Here is a 17,461-nt window from a genome sequence, read left to right as displayed (position 1 = left end):
CCAATGGCCTCCCGCAAGCGCGCTGCCGGTTCCAGCCAGGACGACCTCTTCAATCCCGAGGTCGAGCTGCTGTTGCCCGCTCGCCTTGCCGTCGATGGCAAGGTGTTGGGAAGCCCCGTGCGCCAGTTGGCAGTCCCGGCGCAACGTGTGCGCTGCAGGCTACACCGCTTCGCGATCCGCCGCGTCAATGCCTATGAGACCACCCTCAAATCAGGTGAAACGCTGAAGATCATCAGCGCGAAGACGTCAACGCCATTGGAGGCCGATCTTATTCTCCTGGTGTCCGGTGCAACGGAGCCAACGCGGATCGCCGAAGCGCTAGAACTGGGCGAAGGCCGGTGGTTGAATGGGCTTCCAGCCAACATCGACACGCTGGACCGCGCTGCGCGCGCAGAGCGATTGGCTGCGGTCTCCGCCTCATGGACCGAAGCGGTCCACCTACGAGAAGGACGAGCCGCCACGGACGGCCAGCCTGCGCGGCCGGGCCTGAGGCGTCCGCAGATCGGCGCGCTTCATGCTGCCCTTGCCCATGCGACGCGATCGACCGATCCGGCCACCATCGTCATGCCGACCGGAACCGGCAAGACCGAGACGATGCTCGCCCTCAATGCCCTTCAGCGCTTCGAGCGCCTGCTGGTGGTGGTCCCGACCGACGCCCTGCGCGAGCAGATCGCCGGCAAGTTCGAGACCTTCGGTGTCCTCAAGCAGCAGCAATGCCTTGAGGACAAGGCGGCCTTCCCGCTGGTCATGCGGCTATCCCATATTCCGACCAGCCCGGCGGAGGTCGATGAAATCTTCGACAGCGCCAATGTCGTCGTCACCACCATGCAGATCGCCGGGCGCGCCGATGCGCCGGTTCAGGAACAGATAGCCGCGCGCACTTCGGCGCTGTTTATCGACGAGGCCCATCATATCGGCGCGCCAACCTGGGCGCGCTTCCGCGGCCTGTTCGTCGAACGCGCCCCACCTTTACCGATCACCCAGTTCACCGCGACACCGTTCCGCGAGGACGGTCGAAGGGTCGATGGCGATTTCATCTACACCTACCCACTCAAGAAGGCGCAGGCCGAGGGCTATTTTAAGCCGATCCGTTTTGAGGCGATCTTCGGTCTCGATCAGGCCGATGCCGATCAGGCGATCGCCGAGAAGCTCGGAGAGATCCTTCAGGCCGACCTCGATATGGGCCTCAACCATCTCGCCATGGCGCGCTGCTCCACAATCGAGCGCGCCAAGGACCTCCACCAGCTCTACGGCACCCTATACCCCGAATTCCGCCCCGTCATTGTCCATAGCCAGCAGCCACTGCGCGAGCGCCGCGCGAACCTCGCCGCCCTGCGACGTTTTGAGAGCAAGATCATCGTCTGCGTCGACATGCTGGGAGAAGGTTTCGATCTGCCGGAACTCAAAATCGCGGGCCTCCACGATCCGCACAAGAGCATTGCCGTCACCATTCAGTTCGTCGGCCGCTTCACACGGCAGGATCCCCGGCTTGGCGACGCGACGGTGATCGCCAACACAGGCGTGGACGACATCGACCGGTCGCTGGCCAAACTCTATGCCGAAGATGCCGACTGGAATGCCTTGGTCGAGGCGCTGAGCACGGCCAAGATCGACCGGCAGGTCCGCCGCGCCGAGATGTTCAAGGGCTTTGTCGGCGATCTCAGCGACATTCCCCTGCAGACCCTCGAACCGAAAATGAATGCGGTCGTCTTCCGCACCTCCTGCGATGTCTGGGAGCCGCTGCGGGCTGAGGATCTATACAATTCGGGTGTTTATCTCGGCATGAAGGTCAATCCTCACCAGCGCGTGGCCCTCTTCGTCACTCGCTCCGAGGAACAGGCAGGGTGGACGACGGCGCTGCATGCGACCAACGTCATCTGGGATCTGCATATGATGCACTGGGATCCCAGCAGAGGTCTCCTCTACATCAGCAGTTCGGCGAAAGGCCCCTATGACCGGCTCGCCAGGGTCGTGGGCGGCGATACCGCGCGTCGCGTCGAGGGCGAGGAAGTGTTCCGCAGCCTGCACGGCTTCAATCGCCTGATTCTGCGCAATCTCGGCCTCACCCATCACCAGGGACGTGGCGTTCGCTATTCCATGTATATGGGTGTCGATGTCGCCGACGGGCTGGATACCGCCAAGTCCCAGTCTCGGATCAAGAATAACGTCTTCGCGACCGGCTTCCTCGATGGCGTCCCGGCCTCGCGCGGCTGCTCGGCTAAGGGCAAGTTCTGGTCGATCACCCCGGTTCGCGATCTCGCCGATTGGGTCGAATGGTGCGCGGACATCGGCGAAGCAGTGAACGATCCGGGCATCACGACCGACGGGGTCTTCAAGAGCGCGATGCGGCCTCGCCAGATTAGCGAGCGGCCAGCCGTTCCACCGGTCGCGATCCATTGGCCGGAATCGCTGCTGACGCAGATCGAAGACCGAGTCGAGATCAGCTTCGACGACCAGCCGGTGTTGTTCACCGCATGCGACATCGATCTTCTCGACCATGGGCGTACCGGGCCGCTGCGGTTCGCGGTTCGGAGCGATGCGCACGCCGCCGAGTTCGAGATTGTGTTCTCCGAAGGAGGTGCCCGCTACCCCCAGCGTGGCGGACCCAAAACCACTATCAAGGTCGGGGGCAAGGTGAAGACCTTGTCCGAGTCCTTCGGCGACGACTCGCCACAAATCGACTTCGGTGATGGTTCGCTCCTGATCTACAGCCATCTCTATGCCTTGGCGGAAGGTGTGGCGGTCGAGCCCTACCCCGCCGACCGAATCGAGGCCTGGGACTGGTCGAAGACCAATATCCGGGCCGAGGCGCAAGGTCCCGAGAAACGCGCGGATTCGGTGCAGCGGCGCGTGATCGACATGCTGCTTGCCGATAGCGAGGCCCATGATCTCGTCTTCGATGACGACGGTGCCGGAGAAATCGCGGATGTCGTTTCGCTTCGCGTCACCGAAGGTTTGGTTCAAGTCACGCTCTCTCATTGCAAATATTCGAGCGCGGAGACGCCTGGAGCCCGCGTCAAGGACCTTTATGAGGTCTGCGGCCAAGCCCAGAAGTCGGCCCGTTGGCGCGATCGTCCCAACCGGATGTTCACGCATATGCTCAAGCGCGAAAAGCTGCGTCTCGACAAAGGACAAAGCTCGCGCTTTGAGCAAGGCACGGCCGCATTCCTCAAGAAACTAAAGGCGGGCTGGCAGGACTACCGATATGAGTTCGATGTCCGCATCGTCCAGCCGGGTCTTTCGCGGGCAGCCATCACTGAAGAAGGCCTGCATCTGGTTGCGGGGGTCGAAACATATCTGCTCGAGACCCGAGCGATGAAATTACGGGTCATTGGCAGCGCATAATCCCCCCATTCCTGCTGGCGCAAGGGATCAATGCTAAACTGGGTCTCGCTTCGCACCTTCTGCAGATCAATCCGATGCCGAGCCCGGATGGATTGGCTCGAATGGCCCGGTATCAGCCACAGGCACCTCGGGCGGCGGCATGAGCATATCTCCGGGCCTCGAACACCGAAGGGGCAGCCTCCGGTACCGGCCCATGACCGTTTACCAGGGTGTGGTGGGCAACCTTCCTCGACTGCCGTAGCCCCATCTCCGAAGTCGGCGCTGGGGCCGCTTCATGGTTTCGCCACCCCTCATGCGAAATCCATTCCGCTCAGGCCCTGTCAGAGTTATTCTCGTTGCCACATGGGGGGCCTATGGAACAGTTCTCGGTCATTCTGGCTATCGCAACGGCTGCGGTCCCGCCAGAATATTTCTACCTGCCCTTTGATGGCGGTGACGGCGTATATCGTGAGCGTGTCTATTGTTACGAGCTTTATCATCAGCTTCGAAGCCGCTGGCCAGACGACACGACATATCGCCTGACAGGCGAAGCCGACAAAGCCTCTCACCCAATTCTCGCCCAGTTTGGTGCCGACCGAACAAAACCAGATTTGCTGGTTCACCGGCCCGGCTATATGGAAAATTACGCCGTGATCGAGGTGAAATCGGCACCTCCGAGTGCTGCGGGAATTCGAAAGGATCTCGCAACGCTCTCTCTCTTCACGTCGCAGGCTGGATATCAGCGAGGAATCTATCTCATCTATGGGGAAGGCGCTGATGACATCGTCGCCGAGCGTATCGTAGGGGCCGCCGGACCGATTTTGGGTGACAGCGTAGTTGAGCTTTGGCTTCATTCGACGCCGGGTGATGCAGCAATTCAGGTGGCGATCCTACGGGGTGCTAGCCCAGCTGCGGCGGCGGACCGGTGAGGATGCGTCCAGCAGGTCATCGATTGTTCGGATCGGACCGGGCGGAGCTTGTCTATGGTCAGAAGTCTGGGGGAAAGCTAGTTCACATTTCAGAAGTTGAACGCGGCCTGAAATGCGATTGTGTGTGTCCAGGCTGTGGCATCCGACTCGTTGCCAGGACGAAGGCCGACAAGGTCGTGCCTCATTTTGCTCACTACGGTCCTGCTTGCGGTGGAGCCCCCGAAACGGCTCTCCATAAGATCGCAAAACAGATCGTCGCGGACAGCCTGACCCTCGTGGTTCCGAAGCGGATCGCAATCCACGGGGCGGTGGAAAGGGCGCTCCCCGGCGCGACCGACATCAAGCTCGAATCTGCCCGCATCGAATACAACGACCCCGACGGAATTGTTCCTGATCTCTACGTCACCGTCAAAGGGCATGAATTGTTTGTCGAGGTGGCCGTCACTCATCCGTGCGACGAGGAGAAAATCCGTCGCATTCGTGAGCACGGGATCGCGGCGATTGAGATCGATCTTTCAAGGATCCCGCGTGATGCTTCTCCTGGGATTGTCGCCGATGCTGTGTTGTGCATGGCGCCTCGGAGATGGCTGTTCAATAAAACCATAGACGACGCAGTCACGGGACTGAGAGAGGAAGACCAGAACAGCCGGATTGCGGCCGAGAAGAAGCTGCAGTCGGAAGCAGGGCGGCTGATCAAGGACTACCTGACCTCGATGGGGTCCTTTTCGGGCAAGGGCGACAGCGTGCCGAGAATGGACGCCCTCCGCGATCTTGGCCTTCTGCAGTATATCGGTGTCGATGTGGCGGGCTACGGATGTTTCTCGGTACCACCGGCCATCTGGCAAGCTGTTATCCTCACCGAGGTACTGTTGGGCCGGAAGACGGGGAAGCAACTCGTCAAGGCCGTTCCCATAGCGAATTACCTCGAGACGCGCCGGTTCATTGCGCCGCTATTCCGACGTGTCAGCAGCGAACTCGAGGCTGCCGCTATCAAAGAGCACGGTCGGTTCGCTGCCCCATGGCGGGCCGTTGACTCCTACCTGCGATATCTCGTTGACGCTGGTGTCGCAGTAGAACGAACATATGGTTTTGTCTTGGATGGCGGGCTGGTCGAGCGATGGACCGAGTGGGTACTCGCAGATGCCCAGCGGCGCGCCGTGTTCGACCATGCGGTGAAAGTTGCGACGTGGATCATGGGCCAGGTTCCCGACGATGAGCGGCGCGGTTTGACGATAAAAGGCTGGCTGGCCACGGCAAGCGATGCAGGGCCAAGTTACTTTGATCTCCTGAACGACGCCGATACTCAAGCCGATATTTCAGCGAAACTCGGTTTGATCCAGACCTTGTTCCGGGGAAGCAGGGTGGATGTTGAGGACCTGCTTCACCTGCCAATCTCGCAAGAAATCGTACGGCGTCTTGATGCGATCGCGATCAAGGAGGCTGAACGGAAGGCCGCTGCCGCCAAATCTGCCGAGGATGCCAGACGTGGCCGCGGCGATGAGATCGGAGCCGAGGCCGCGAAACTGTTTGGTGGTTCTGAATTGGAGTGGCTGAAGACCCCGAACGAACGTCTGGAAGGGAGAACGCCGCTTGAAGCTGCCGCGCGCGGAGTGCACGGCCTGGCAATGGCGAAAGAGATCCTCCATCAGATCGAGAGGCAAAGGCACACGGAGTTTGAACATGCTGCGGAGATCCAGCGACATCGCGACCGCCTGACACGTGATGCGCAGACCCGCCTCCGAAGCGCGGCCCATTCATTTCTGCGCGACCGCAGCGAAGATACCGACAACCTACCGCCAATTATCTACTGCAAGGACGAAAAAACCTACCGCGTTGCGCTCAAGGCGCTAGGAAAATGGGAGCTGTTTCTGAAGGCCCAAGCGATCCCCTTCTAGGGTTTCCGCGACGGTTGCTCGCACCGCTCAATTTCGATGCTGATCGAGCTATCAGCCCACCATTTCATGTCGGATTCTCCGCTCTAGGAACGGATTTGTCGGCACGATTTATCGCGGCTCCACAAACCATGTTGAATATTCCGTACTAAAAGCGGATAATCGGACATGGTTCACGATCAACGCTCCGCCCTATCAACATATTTGGCCAGCCTGCTTTCTGCCGGGCGTGTGGTGTTTTCGATTGACGAAGCTGAGCAAGCATTGGGTGTGTCGCGTGGGGCTTTCCTCGACGCTGCTGAGCGCCTGCAGCGCCGCAAACATTTGCTCAATCCCCGACAGGGATTCTATGTGATCGTACCACCCCAGTTCGCCTCTTGGGGCGCCCCGCCGCCTTCGTGGTACATCGATGCGTTGATGCGCCATGCAAATCAACCCTACTATGTGGGTCTGCTCAAGGCGGCGGAAATGCATGGCGCCACGCATCAGGCTGTTATGGAGTTCCAGGTCGTTGCCACGAAGCGCATACCCAAGATCCAAGCGGGACGGAATCTCATTGCATTCTACTACCGCAAAGACATGGGTGCAGTGGCGAGTGGCCTTGAAGAGCGCAAGACCGATACCGGCACGATGAAGGTGTCGTCCAGTGCGCTGACCGCTTTCGACCTATTGCGTTATCCGCAGGCGTCGGGCGGGATCGACAACGTCGCGACCGTGCTGAATGACCTTGGCCCGACGATCGAGCCGACGAAACTCGCTGAGTTGACAGTGGCCACTGAACGGCCCGTCATTCAACGGCTCGGCTACCTTCTAGAACGACTGGGCCATGGGGATCGCGCCGAAGCCATGCTCAAAACACTGAATGAACGCGGAGTTCCACCGTGGATCGAGTTGGATAGAAAAGAGGCCCGCGATTCGGATTTTGCGCCGGTGCCGATTGAGCGCAATTCCAAATGGCATGTCATTGTCCGCCGCGCGCCGGAGGTGGACGAGTGATTCCGACTCAAAACATTGTTGCATGGGGCAACGTCGTTCCGTGGGCCGATCAGCGTCAGATCGAACAGGATCTGATCATTAGCCGCGCCATCGTCGAAGTCTTCTCAGACCTGGTGCTCCGAGAAGAGCTACGCTTCCGAGGCGGCACTGCACTCAACAAGCTGCATTTCGCTTCTCCCCTACGATACTCCGAGGACATTGATCTGGTTCGGACATCGAATGGACCGATCGGGCCTATTCTTGACCGGCTGCGCGCGGTCCTGGAGCCGTGGCTCGGAAAGGCCCAGTTCGAGCAAAGCCCCGTTGCACCCAAGCTCCGATTCCGCATCGAACCGGAAGACGGGAGCGGTGTCCTGATCCGGCTGAAGGTCGAAATCAATACACGCGAGATCACGGCGTTCGATCCACCTGCCGAAGTCGAGTTTGACGTCGAGAACCCTTGGTTCACCGGCAAGACCAATGTGCCAACATTCTCGCGTGAGGAAATGCTGGCGACGAAACTGCGGGCGCTACTCCAGCGCGACAAGGGTCGCGATCTATACGACCTTGCTCATGCGCTCGGAACATTTGAAGGGCTGGATGCCAAGCATGTTATCGAGCTCTTAGGCCAATACCTTGAGTCGTCTGGCCAGGCGATTTCTCGGGCTCAGGCAGAGGAGCGTATGCTCGCTAAACTCGCAAACCCGCGCTTTCTGACCGACATGAGGCCACTGCTTCCTGCCAACCAGGCCGCGCTTTTGACAGACGACTCGACCAGGACCTCATTCCGAGGCGTATTTGCCAAATTTATCGAGTTGATACCCGGGGCAGCCTGGGCTCGCACGGACGAGATGAAGGCTCGTTTCGAAGTCTAAGGGCTGCGTTCCGAGACGACGGCCCGTCGATCATTGCGGCACATCATGGCACCTGGTCATAGGCAAACTGGAGAGCATGAGGAACTGTGGGGCGGTTGGTGGCGGAGGCTCTCTGAACGGGCCGGAACCGCGCCACAGAAAGTGCCCGTTTGGTCGGCCGCAACGTGACTGCCCCACAGTTCCTCATGCTCCCCTTCAAGGCCCATGTCGGTGCCGACGCCGATACAGCTCTGGTCGAGGAGATCGCCGTCACACCCGCCAACATCAACGACGGCAAGGCCGGTCCCGATGCTCTGCCTGACAATCCCGGCCAGGTGTTTGCCGATAGCGCCTATCGCGGCAATCATTTCGGCGACGCGGTGCGTGCCAAGGGTGGAACGCCACGCATCGTCGCCACCGGCATGTGGGGACGGGACGAAGCCGAAACACTGGCACGCCTTGAGGCCTGGAACCAACCGATCCATCGCATTCGTGGCCGGATCGAGAAGATCTTTGGCACGTGGAAACGAAGCTACGGCCTTCGCCGGATGCGATGGCGAGGGCTTGCAAAGGCAGGCGTTCAAATTCGCCTCACTGCCATCGCCTACAATATGAAACGCAGTTTGAAGGTCATCACTATGGCTGGATAGCGGGCAAAAACACCACTGACGCTCACACGAGAGCGTCAGAAGACACAGCTGACGACGTCGGCGCTGATATCTTTGCACCCTTTACCCCGGAAGCGGAAAAGATCAAACAAAATCAACGCTAAATGCTTCCCGCGCACAGGTCTCCTAGATCAAGATCGTCGGTCACAACTGCTGACGTATATCCGGCTTCCTGATGCGGCTGGACAACGTCGTCGCCGCGAGCCCCGATGGATTTTCGCGCGCTTCCACCTCTTCGGCCCCCTAGACATTGGCCGAAGCCAAGCCGGTCCACACACCAGGTTCGGGAAGCAACGGAATGACCGTTTCACCATCTCCTACCATTTTGTTGCAATTGCTGGGGTGAGACCTCCTTCTGTTATTCCTTCGTTTGCCGCTTCGCCTTAAGCTGCTTTCACCGATGGTGCGTGCTCGTAGACTGTGCCGCCCGAGAGCATGGCCCACACGATCCTCGCATTCTTGTTGGCGAGCGCGACAGCCGCGACATTGGGATGCCGCCTTTGCCGCAACTTACTAAGCCAAAGGCTTCGAGGATCCTGCTTGCCCGCTGCTTTGCCGAGCGCAGCGCGAGCGCCATGGATTATCAATTTTGTCGGTGATCATACGCTTTGGCGGCAGACCCTGCTTCTTCAGAAGTCGCGTCAGCAGGCGCCTGGCGGCCTTGCTGTTGCGACGTGTCTGGACGATCTCGTCGAGCACATATCCGTCCTGATCAACTGCTCCCCAAACCAGCACTTCTGACCGTTGATGCGCACCACGACTTCATCCAGGGCCAGACATCATCTTTCGTTGGTGCCTTGCGGCGTATGCGGCGCGCATAATCAGGGCCGTGCTTTCGGCACCCATCGGCGGATGGTCTCGTAGGAAACGACGATCCCGCGATCGAGCAGCATTTCCTCGACATCGCGCAGGCTCAGATTGAAGCGGAAGTAGAGCCAGACAGCACGGGCCACGATTTCGATCGGATAGCGGTGGTTCTTGTAGGTCGGTGCACTCACGGTCATGGGCGCGCTGCTACCTCAATTCCCTTACCCCTCAATCAATGTGACACCACCGGCCAAACACAAGGCCCAGCGTCAAAGTGGTCTCGATCGCCAGATCAGAATAGCGGTGCTGGCCAGTTCGTCACCCTGAACTTCATCTTCTCAATATGATGGCGGCGGCTGGTATTGTGTTTGAAAGGCATGGCTACGCTACAAAGGCTATTGCGGTTACCGCTTGCCTAAACCCACACCAATGAAAGATCCGTGCACCAACGCCGCGGCATGCCCTAAATCGCCACCTGGGTTCCGATCTCGACCACGCGCCCGGTCGGGATCTGGAAATATTCAGTCGCATCGGCCGCCGTGCGCGCCAGTCCGATGAACAGTTTGTCCTGCCACACAGGCATGCCGGAATTGGGCGAGGCCTTGAGCGAGCGCCGCGACAGGAAGAACGACGTGGTCATGATATCGAACTTCCAGCCCTGCTTGCGGCAGATCGCCAGCGCGCGTGGAATGTTGGGCTGTTCCATATAACCGAAGGTCAGCGTCACCCGCATGAACAGCTCGTTGACCGTCTCCATCTTGACGCGTTCGCTGTCGGGCACCACCGGCTGCGGCGCCGTCACCACCGAAAGGATGACGTTCTGCTCGTGCAGCACCTTGTAGTGCTTCAGGCTGTGCATCAACGCGGTCGGCGCGCTTTGCGGATCGCTGGTCAGGAACACGGCCGTGCCGGATACCAACTGCGGTTTCTTCAACAGATTGCCGGCAAGGAAATCGAGCGGGATCTCGTTCCTGCGGGTCTTTTCGAACAGATACCTGGTGCCTCTTATCCAGGTCCACATGGTCATCACGACCACCGCGGCAACGGCAAGCGAAGCCCAGCCGCCTTCGAACACCTTGACGATGTTGGCTGCAAAGAAGCCGATGTCGATGAAGGCAAACAGCGCCGTCAATCCTGCCGCGACGCCAAACGGCCATTTCCAGATGCGCCGCATGACCACATAGAGCAGCACCGTCGTCACCAGCATGTTGCCGGTCACCGAAATACCGTATGCTGAGGCCAGCTTGCTGGATTCGCCAAAGCCGACCACCAGCAGCATCACCACCAGTGCCAGCAGCAGGTTGATTCGCGGCAAGTAGATCTGGCCTGACTGTTTTTCCGACGTATGCTGGATCACGAAACGCGGCAGCATGTTGAGCTGCACCGCTTGTCTGGTCAGCGAGAAAGCGCCGGAAATCACCGCTTGGCTGGCGATCACGGTCGCGGCGGTTGCCAGCACCACCATCGGGATCAGCATCCATCCCTCGTTCATCTCGAAGAACGGATGGCCGACGACACCGCCATGCGCCAGCACGAAGGCCCCCTGTCCGGCATAGTTGAGCAGCAGGCAAGGAAACACGATCGCCAGCCAGGCGATCACGATCGGCTTGCGGCCGAAATGGCCGAGATCGGCATAGAGCGCCTCGGCGCCCGTGACGGCAAGGAAGACGGCACCGATGGTCACGAAAGAAACGTCGGGCGAGTTGATCAGGAAGGCGACGATATAATGTGGACTGACTGCCAGCAGGATTTCCGGATCGTCGATGATGTGGTTGAGGCCGGAAAGCCCGATGGCCAGAAACCATACGGCGGTCACCGGGCCGAACACCAGGCCCACGCCGCCCGTACCGAAGCGCTGCACCGCGAACACCATGGCGAGGATGACCAGTGTCAGCGGCACCACATAGGGCTGGAACGCGGGGGTAATGACATTCATGCCCTCGGCCGCCGAAAGCACCGAGATCGCCGGCGTGATGACGGCATCGCCGAAAAACAGCGAGGCGCCGACGATGCCGATGCCGAGGATGACCGCCGAGCGCTTCGGGAAACTGCCGCGCGCCAGTGCCATCAGCGACAGCACGCCGCCCTCGCCGCGGTTGTCGGCGCGCAGCACGAACATGATGTATTTTACTGTGACTGTGATGGTGAGCGACCAGATAATCAGCGACAGCACGCCGAGAATATCGCCGCGCTCGGCGACATTGCCACCGGACGAAGCATGCAATGCCTCACGGAATGCATAGATCGGGCTGGTGCCGATGTCGCCATAGACGACGCCGAGCGCGCCCAGCATCAGAACCTTGGTGCTGTGCTGTTCGATCTCGGGATGGCTCGATTGTTCGACGGGTTCTGCCTCACTACCAGCATTGGTAAGGGCCATGGGCGACACTCCGGTAAGCGCGCGGTGCTCTACGCTTGCTGCGATGCAATATCAAGTGCCGCCACGTTATGGTAGCCATGCCGGCATTGCGAGTTCTCCATCGGCTTAGCAGGCTCATCAGCCTCGAAGCCAGCGTGGGATCTTTGTGAGACCATGCTGAAGCTGCGGGAGTAACGAAGCCCCGAGCCAGTATCGGAACGTATAAGACTGCCCACATTGTGGAGCAGAATTGGCTGCACGTCCCGCCCACTTACTCGACTTCGCGCAACCGATAACCAAACGCCGGTTTCGGTGGTGATATAGCGCGGCTCCCGCGATTCCCCCATGTAATTACCGACGAAGGATTGCTAGCGGCGAACTCATGCTGGTCGGCAACGCGATACTGGCTGGAGCATCAGGTTGGCCGATGAGAGCGGCCCACCAAGTTGGGCAGGATCGGCCGACACGGTCGACATCGCGCCGCTCTGACAAGAGCACAGCGGGCACCCAGACACTGCCGGGTTGACTATGGGTGTCGGAACCGCGAAAAGGGGCCGCTCTTCATGAGTGGCGTGCGCCGGCAGTCTAACCCCAAGCCCCCCGCCCAGGCTGCCGGCGCGCTTCTAAAGCAGTTCCTGCGAACAATGAATCGATTGTGATGTGACGTCGAGCGGTTTTGTTGCAAGGGCTGAATAGGGGCACAGAGAGGCCCTGATGCGAGGTCAATCAGGCGGCGAGGATTTTCGAACTGCTCGGCCAAGGACGGATTCGGATTGAAGGCGTACCTCGCCTGTCGCTTGCGCATCATGTGAATCATTTCGATGCCGGTCAGGATGGTGGCTGCGGTGGCCGTCGATTTGAAGCCGAGCATCGGCCGGATACGGCGCTTGATGCGCCGATGGGGTGCTGTCACATTGATTGAGGGGTAAGGAAATTGAGGTAGCAGCGCGCCCATGACCGTGAGTGCACCGACCTACAAGAACCACCGCTATCCGATCGAAATCGTGGCCCGTGCTGTCTGGCTCTACTTCCGCTTCAATCTGAGCCTGCGCGATGTCGAGGAAATGCTGCTCGATCGCGGGATCGTCGTTTCCTACGAGACCATCCGCCGATGGTACCGAAAGCACGGCCCTGATTATGCGCGCCGCATACGCCGCAAGTCGCCGACGAAAGATGATGTCTGGCACCTGGATGAAGTCGTGGTGCGCATCAACGGTCAGAAATTCTGGTTGTGGAGAGCGGTTGATCAGGACGGATATGTGCTCGACGAGATCGTCCAGACGCGTCGCAACAGCAAGGCCGCCAGGCGCCTGCTGACGCGACTTCTGAAGAAGCAGGGTCTGCCGCCAAAGCGTATGATCACCGACAAACTGCGCTCCTACGGGGCGGCCCAACGCCAGGTCATGCCGAAGGTGGAACACCGCTCGCATAAAGGCTTGAACAACCGGGTGGAGAATTCTCACCTGCCGTTCCGAAAACGGGAACGAACGCGACAGGGTTTCCGGTCGGTCGGCTCATTGCAGCATTTCGTGTCGATCTTCTCCGCCGTCCGAAATCTCTTCGTCCCATCCCAGACCAACCGCTCCGCAGCACAAATTCGAGCCCATCGACGCCAAGCCATGGCCGCGTGGGAAGCCGTGAGTGCACGGCCTGCCTGAAAAGCGCGGTATCGGCCTCACGCGGCCACATTTCAAACAACGTGACAACGCCGGCGATACAAGTCCACCATCGGGCGGCGTTTGGGCACGGTCGCTTCCCGTTCAGCAGACCGAAGTCGCCATCGGCTGCGCCGTCCTCAACCGCATGCTTGCCTGCGCACGCCCGAAATCCGCCCGCCGCAAGGCGGCCACCGCATAGTCTGCCGCTTCAAAGATCGACATCCGCTCAAGTCCGGACCCATGCACCAACGCCCATCTATGATAGATTTTATCGCAGAGACGCTTAGATATTCTCCGGCAGGTAGATGTCGAAGGGCAGGAAGGTCTGTCCCGGCGCGTTGGCGGCGCCGTCCTTGATGGTATGCGCCATGAGATCGACGAGATCGCTGCTCAGCCGCGCCAGCGGCGTTGCGAGCACCATGGTGACGATGGTGTTGGCGAGTGCAGCGCGCGACTCAGGCGTTATCTCGTTGCAGATCATGACCGGAGGCTGGGCAGGCATGGCCATTCTCACCGCCGTGATAGCTCCCTCCATGCCGCCCCCGGCTATGTAGCACCCGACGAGATCGGGATGCCTCTCGAGCAGGTCGAGCATTGCATCGTGGGTCAAATCGGCCGTCTCGAGATTGACCAGCGTCTCAAGCACCATGAAGTCCGGTGCGTGTTCCCGGAAATAGGCGCGCACGCCGATCTCACGCAACTCTTGGCCGTGAAAGCGGTGGCTGCTGACAAACACCGCGACCTTGCCGGGCCGCCTGGCGCACTTCGCGATCATCCACGCGGCGGTGCGTCCTACCCTGCGGTTGTTGAGGCCCACATAGCCCTCCCGTACGCCGGAGGCGCAATCGGACAGGAGCGAAAACACCGGAATACCGCGTGCTTTCAAGCTCTCCACGGCGACCGTGACCGTTGGATGATCGGGGCTGACCAACGCGACGGCGTTCGTTTTCGCTGCCAGTTGCTCCAGATGGACGACGATGTCCTCGGGAGCCTGGCTCGACCAGAAATCAATGACCGCAACGCCGCGGAACCGCGACGCATGGGTCGTCGCGGCCTCCAACTCGCGCGCGAACTCCTGATAGAAATGCTGCTCGGGCTTCTGCAGAAGAAAGCCCAGCCGGTATTCCGGGAGATCCTGGTGGATCCGCTGCTTGATCAGGGGCGCAGCGTGGTAGCCGATGACGGCCGCCGCCTCGTAGACCCGCTGCGCCGTCTCCTCGCGCACCGGAAGGCGGCTGTTCAAAACCCTGTCGACCGTCGACACGCTGACCCCGGATGCCCGAGCCAAATCCGAAACCGTTGGTCGCTTGGCCAAGGCTAGCCTCCTTTTGAAGGTTTCGAAGAAATGATAGTAGATGATAGAAAAATTGCAAGGTCTGTTGAGGTAAATGATTGAATATGGTAGTTCTGTTGCATGACAGGTTGTCAGCCTTGGTCCTGAACAAGGAAGATCGTGATGAGCGCAGCCGACGAAACGTCATTGTCGTCTGCTCAGTTGGTGGTGGGACCGCGTACCGCGAGCCATCGGTCCATCATCTCAGCCGGCGGAGTCCCGTAGTTGCGATAGCCGTCGAGAGAGCGCTTGGCGTTGTATTTTTCAAGCCAGAGCCTCAGCTCCGTCTGCATGCCATCCATGTCTAAACGATCCGACGCCACTCGCCGACCGCAGAAGAACTCGCCGGACACGATCCGGCCGAAACGCTCGGCGAAGCCGTGAGCATGCCCCGGGCGCAGTCCAGTGGCATGGTATTTGATCTCGTCAGTCGCGAAAGTGGGCGCGTAATCTCTTACCTCGCCGCATTGCAACGCAGCGCTGGCGATCACCTCCCTCACTACGAGCTCACGCACGCCATAGAAGGGTACGACGACGTTTTGCATCAACTCGGCGAGCGCTTGCTCATGCCAGCCGACCTTAAGCGCGGCAAAGGCATAGGCGCAGTAGATATCAACGGCGAAACACAGAAAGATCCTGCCTTCGTTACGGAGGCGACTAACAGGCAGAACGTTGGCGCAGAGCACCTCCCCGGGCGCCTGAGTTTCACTGTGACGCTCACGAAAGCTCGGGTTGCTGGCTTCGACGAAGGCAGACTGCTCGGCCGTGAGTCTGAGCGATCGTTTGGTAGCGAGCGCTTCAAGCGTCAACCATCGCTGCCGACGGCAGCCGAGGCCGCGCTCTCTCAAGAGTTTCTGCACCGTGACCGCCGATAGGCGCATTCCCTCGCTGTGCAGCAGAACTTGTAGGCGATTGCAACCATATGCAGGATGTTGCAAGGCGAGCGTCGCAACCCGCCTTGCCGTCTGCCGTGGCGTCTTCTGAGGGTGATTGCGGTGAATCGGCGACCGGTCTTGCAATCCAATTAAGCCCTGCTCCCGAAAGCGGCGGCGCCACGCGTAGAAGCTCGTGCGGTCGATGCCGTAGCGACGACAGGTCTCCGCGACGTTGCCCAGCGTCGTCGCCAACTCAAGGATACCGAGCCGCTGACGCGCGAGGGTCATTGAGCCCTCCTCTGGCCGTTCTTTCGCGACGGCTGATATACCCCGCCGTCTATCTTTGGCTCTTGCCATGGTGCCCTCCGATCGTAAGTTGCCTCCGCGTGGGGAGTGGTTGAAGCAAATCCAACGCTAGGCCTGCGTGCGGCTATCGAGCTGCCGCTTATGAAAGCGATGATAAAAGGTGATCTTGTCAGCGAAGCCCTCCCGCATGCCGCACGCCACCACGCGGCAGCCGCAAACATGGTGCTTGGGGCACGAGCCCAAGCACGTTGGCAGCATGCGGCAGCCACCGCACCCCTCGCTGTGGAATGGGTTGAAGCGCTCATATGGCATCTCAGCCGTCATCACGTCCCGCAGTGTTCTATCCATATCGTCCGGCAGAATGCGCGCGAATGTCGACTGGGATGTGCCCACAGCGGGGATGCACTTGCCGAGGTTGCCGTGTGGATCAATCGTAAACGAATTGCGCATAACCGCGGTGCAAGGGTAGCGCTTGGGCCGCGGCATGCCGAACACCATGTATCCCTCCGCCTCGAGGAAGCGGCGAAACGCCAACTCCTTCTCGGCGAACTCAGTGTTGGTGAAACAGTCGTGCGGCACGCAATCCACCAGACCTCGGCTGGTGTTGATGAAACCAAGACGGAAATCAATGCGGTTATCGACCACACCGTGGCTCTTGAAGAGGCGCACGACATACTTGGCCTCTTCAATGTTATCCCGATCCACGTTGATGCGCATGGTGAGGGACCCAGTGGCCTCGACGATGTCCTGCACGTGCTCGGCCAAGAACCGGTAATGGGCCTCCGCCTTCGCTATCGGTACTTGTCGCCGCGCAGAATAGGTCTCGGGCATGCCGTCAAGGGAAATCTGCAGCGCCTTTATACTGAGATCGGGCAGGGCGGCTACCCTTTCCGGCGTCAGCAGGACGCCGTTGGTCAGCATCTCAGCATAGTAGTCGATGCCGCGCTCCGCACAGATCGCTCTGAATGCCCGCGTCATGGAGGTGATTACGGCATAACCGATCAGCGGCTCGCCGCCGAACCACTGGACGACTAGCTGACGGCTGTCGCCCAGCTTGCGACGGACGAACTCGACGGTCGCGAGCTGCAGCTCTTCCGACATGATCTTAGTCTTGGCTATACTGCGCTGGAAGCAGTAGCTGCAGTACTGATTACAGGCCATGGTTGGCGCGATGGTCACAAACAGGCGTGATTCGTCGACCTTGTTGAGGCGCAGCCGCTCCTCCTCTTCGCTGAACTCGTCCAGTTCGGCCGGCACCACGAAGCCAAGCGTAGCGAGACAGCTCACAAGCTCGCGATCCGGCGCGGCGTCTCCGTGCTTTAGGCTGTCGAGACACCTTTTGACGATAGCCCAGCCGGCCCCATCCAGTTCAAGAGTCTGGCCGTTCCTCGCGTTAAATAGCAGAGTCGTGTCGTCGGCCTCACTGAAGGGCATGTTGAAGCTTGACGGTTTCCAATTTCGTGTCACGGTCATGGTCGTAA

The 17,461-nt window shown here is 59.9% G+C and carries 11 protein-coding genes and 5 pseudogenes; 8 read left to right on the top strand and 8 right to left on the bottom strand.

Features of this window, described 5'->3' with window-relative positions; all coding sequences use genetic code 11:
• Nucleotides 1-3: 3 nt before the first annotated feature.
• From AC56QX_RS35185 to AC56QX_RS35160, 6 genes are all read left to right on the top strand, one after another.
• A complete protein-coding gene (locus AC56QX_RS35185; RefSeq protein ID WP_497118352.1) occupies nt 4-3,345 on the top strand; it encodes a DEAD/DEAH box helicase in 3,342 nt (1,113 codons plus the stop codon).
• 353 nt (nt 3,346-3,698) lie between these two features.
• A complete protein-coding gene (locus AC56QX_RS35180; protein WP_497118350.1) occupies nt 3,699-4,253 on the top strand; it encodes a methionyl-tRNA formyltransferase-like protein in 555 nt (184 codons plus the stop codon).
• A gap of 23 nt (nt 4,254-4,276) precedes the next feature.
• Nucleotides 4,277-6,148 (top strand): antitoxin Xre/MbcA/ParS toxin-binding domain-containing protein, encoded by a 1,872-nt coding sequence (locus tag AC56QX_RS35175; RefSeq protein ID WP_497118349.1) that lies wholly within the window; start codon nt 4,277-4,279, stop codon nt 6,146-6,148.
• Nucleotides 6,149-6,313: 165 nt separating this feature from the next.
• Nucleotides 6,314-7,141, top strand: coding sequence for a type IV toxin-antitoxin system AbiEi family antitoxin domain-containing protein (locus tag AC56QX_RS35170; RefSeq protein WP_497118348.1), 828 nt, complete (start codon nt 6,314-6,316; stop codon nt 7,139-7,141).
• Nucleotides 7,138-7,995, top strand: coding sequence for a nucleotidyl transferase AbiEii/AbiGii toxin family protein (locus AC56QX_RS35165; protein WP_497118347.1), 858 nt, complete (start codon nt 7,138-7,140; stop codon nt 7,993-7,995). Before AC56QX_RS35170 ends, AC56QX_RS35165 begins: the two co-directional genes overlap by 4 nt.
• Before the next feature lie 185 nt (nt 7,996-8,180).
• Nucleotides 8,181-8,624, top strand: coding sequence for a transposase (locus AC56QX_RS35160; RefSeq protein ID WP_497118345.1), 444 nt, complete (start codon nt 8,181-8,183; stop codon nt 8,622-8,624).
• A 401-nt stretch (nt 8,625-9,025) separates the two neighbouring features.
• Here the strand turns inward: AC56QX_RS35160 and AC56QX_RS35155 are convergent.
• From AC56QX_RS35155 to AC56QX_RS35135, 5 genes and pseudogenes are all read right to left on the bottom strand, one after another.
• Nucleotides 9,026-9,229 (bottom strand): annotated as a pseudogene (locus tag AC56QX_RS35155) (IS110 family transposase); the annotation flags it as partial.
• Nucleotides 9,228-9,646, bottom strand: a pseudogene (locus tag AC56QX_RS35150) (IS6 family transposase); the annotation flags it as partial. The pseudogenes AC56QX_RS35155 and AC56QX_RS35150, both read right to left, overlap by 2 nt.
• A gap of 52 nt (nt 9,647-9,698) precedes the next feature.
• Nucleotides 9,699-9,828: pseudogene (locus AC56QX_RS35145) on the bottom strand (IS5/IS1182 family transposase); the annotation flags it as partial.
• 84 nt (nt 9,829-9,912) lie between these two features.
• The gene (locus AC56QX_RS35140) at nt 9,913-11,829 is read right to left on the bottom strand and encodes a potassium transporter Kup (RefSeq protein WP_497118343.1); all 1,917 of its coding nucleotides are present in this window, start codon (nt 11,827-11,829) and stop codon (nt 9,913-9,915) included.
• 721 nt (nt 11,830-12,550) lie between these two features.
• Nucleotides 12,551-12,712: pseudogene (locus tag AC56QX_RS35135) on the bottom strand (DDE-type integrase/transposase/recombinase); the annotation flags it as partial.
• A 49-nt stretch (nt 12,713-12,761) separates the two neighbouring features.
• On the opposite strand from AC56QX_RS35135, the gene AC56QX_RS35130 reads away from it, so the two are divergent.
• Complete coding sequence (locus AC56QX_RS35130) at nt 12,762-13,466, top strand: IS6 family transposase (RefSeq protein ID WP_497118342.1); 705 nt, start codon at nt 12,762-12,764, stop codon at nt 13,464-13,466.
• Nucleotides 13,467-13,520: 54 nt separating this feature from the next.
• Nucleotides 13,521-13,665, top strand: a pseudogene (locus tag AC56QX_RS35125) (IS5/IS1182 family transposase); the annotation flags it as partial.
• A gap of 84 nt (nt 13,666-13,749) precedes the next feature.
• On the opposite strand, the gene AC56QX_RS35120 reads toward AC56QX_RS35125, so the two are convergent.
• The 3 genes from AC56QX_RS35120 to AC56QX_RS35110 form a co-directional block, all read right to left on the bottom strand.
• Nucleotides 13,750-14,781, bottom strand: a complete 1,032-nt coding sequence (locus tag AC56QX_RS35120; RefSeq protein WP_497118340.1) for a LacI family DNA-binding transcriptional regulator — start codon at nt 14,779-14,781, stop codon at nt 13,750-13,752.
• Nucleotides 14,782-14,957: 176 nt separating this feature from the next.
• On the bottom strand, nt 14,958-15,962 hold the full coding sequence (locus AC56QX_RS35115; RefSeq protein WP_497118339.1) for a helix-turn-helix domain-containing protein: 1,005 nt from the start codon (nt 15,960-15,962) through the stop codon (nt 14,958-14,960).
• Between the two features lie 126 nt (nt 15,963-16,088).
• Nucleotides 16,089-17,453, bottom strand: coding sequence for a radical SAM protein (locus AC56QX_RS35110; RefSeq protein WP_497118338.1), 1,365 nt, complete (start codon nt 17,451-17,453; stop codon nt 16,089-16,091).
• Nucleotides 17,454-17,461: the final 8 nt, after the last annotated feature.

This window comes from Mesorhizobium sp. RCAM 06353 (assembly GCF_059683585.1).
The sequence above is the reverse complement of the archived record's forward strand: the minus strand, read 5'-3'. Positions and strand labels throughout refer to the sequence as shown.

What these genes read in the sequence shown, in the direction of transcription:
- AC56QX_RS35185 (WP_497118352.1), top strand. Translation starts at nt 4, where the DNA reads ATGGCCTCCCGCAAGCGCGCTGCCGGTTCCAGCCAGGACGACCTCTTC.
- AC56QX_RS35180 (WP_497118350.1), top strand. Translation starts at nt 3,699, where the DNA reads ATGGAACAGTTCTCGGTCATTCTGGCTATCGCAACGGCTGCGGTCCCG.
- AC56QX_RS35170 (WP_497118348.1), top strand. Translation starts at nt 6,314, where the DNA reads ATGGTTCACGATCAACGCTCCGCCCTATCAACATATTTGGCCAGCCTG.
- AC56QX_RS35160 (WP_497118345.1), top strand. Translation starts at nt 8,181, where the DNA reads ATGCTCCCCTTCAAGGCCCATGTCGGTGCCGACGCCGATACAGCTCTG.
- AC56QX_RS35140 (WP_497118343.1), bottom strand. Translation starts at nt 11,829, where the DNA reads ATGGCCCTTACCAATGCTGGTAGTGAGGCAGAACCCGTCGAACAATCG.
- AC56QX_RS35130 (WP_497118342.1), top strand. Translation starts at nt 12,762, where the DNA reads ATGACCGTGAGTGCACCGACCTACAAGAACCACCGCTATCCGATCGAA.
- AC56QX_RS35115 (WP_497118339.1), bottom strand. Translation starts at nt 15,962, where the DNA reads ATGACCCTCGCGCGTCAGCGGCTCGGTATCCTTGAGTTGGCGACGACG.
- AC56QX_RS35110 (WP_497118338.1), bottom strand. Translation starts at nt 17,453, where the DNA reads ATGACCGTGACACGAAATTGGAAACCGTCAAGCTTCAACATGCCCTTC.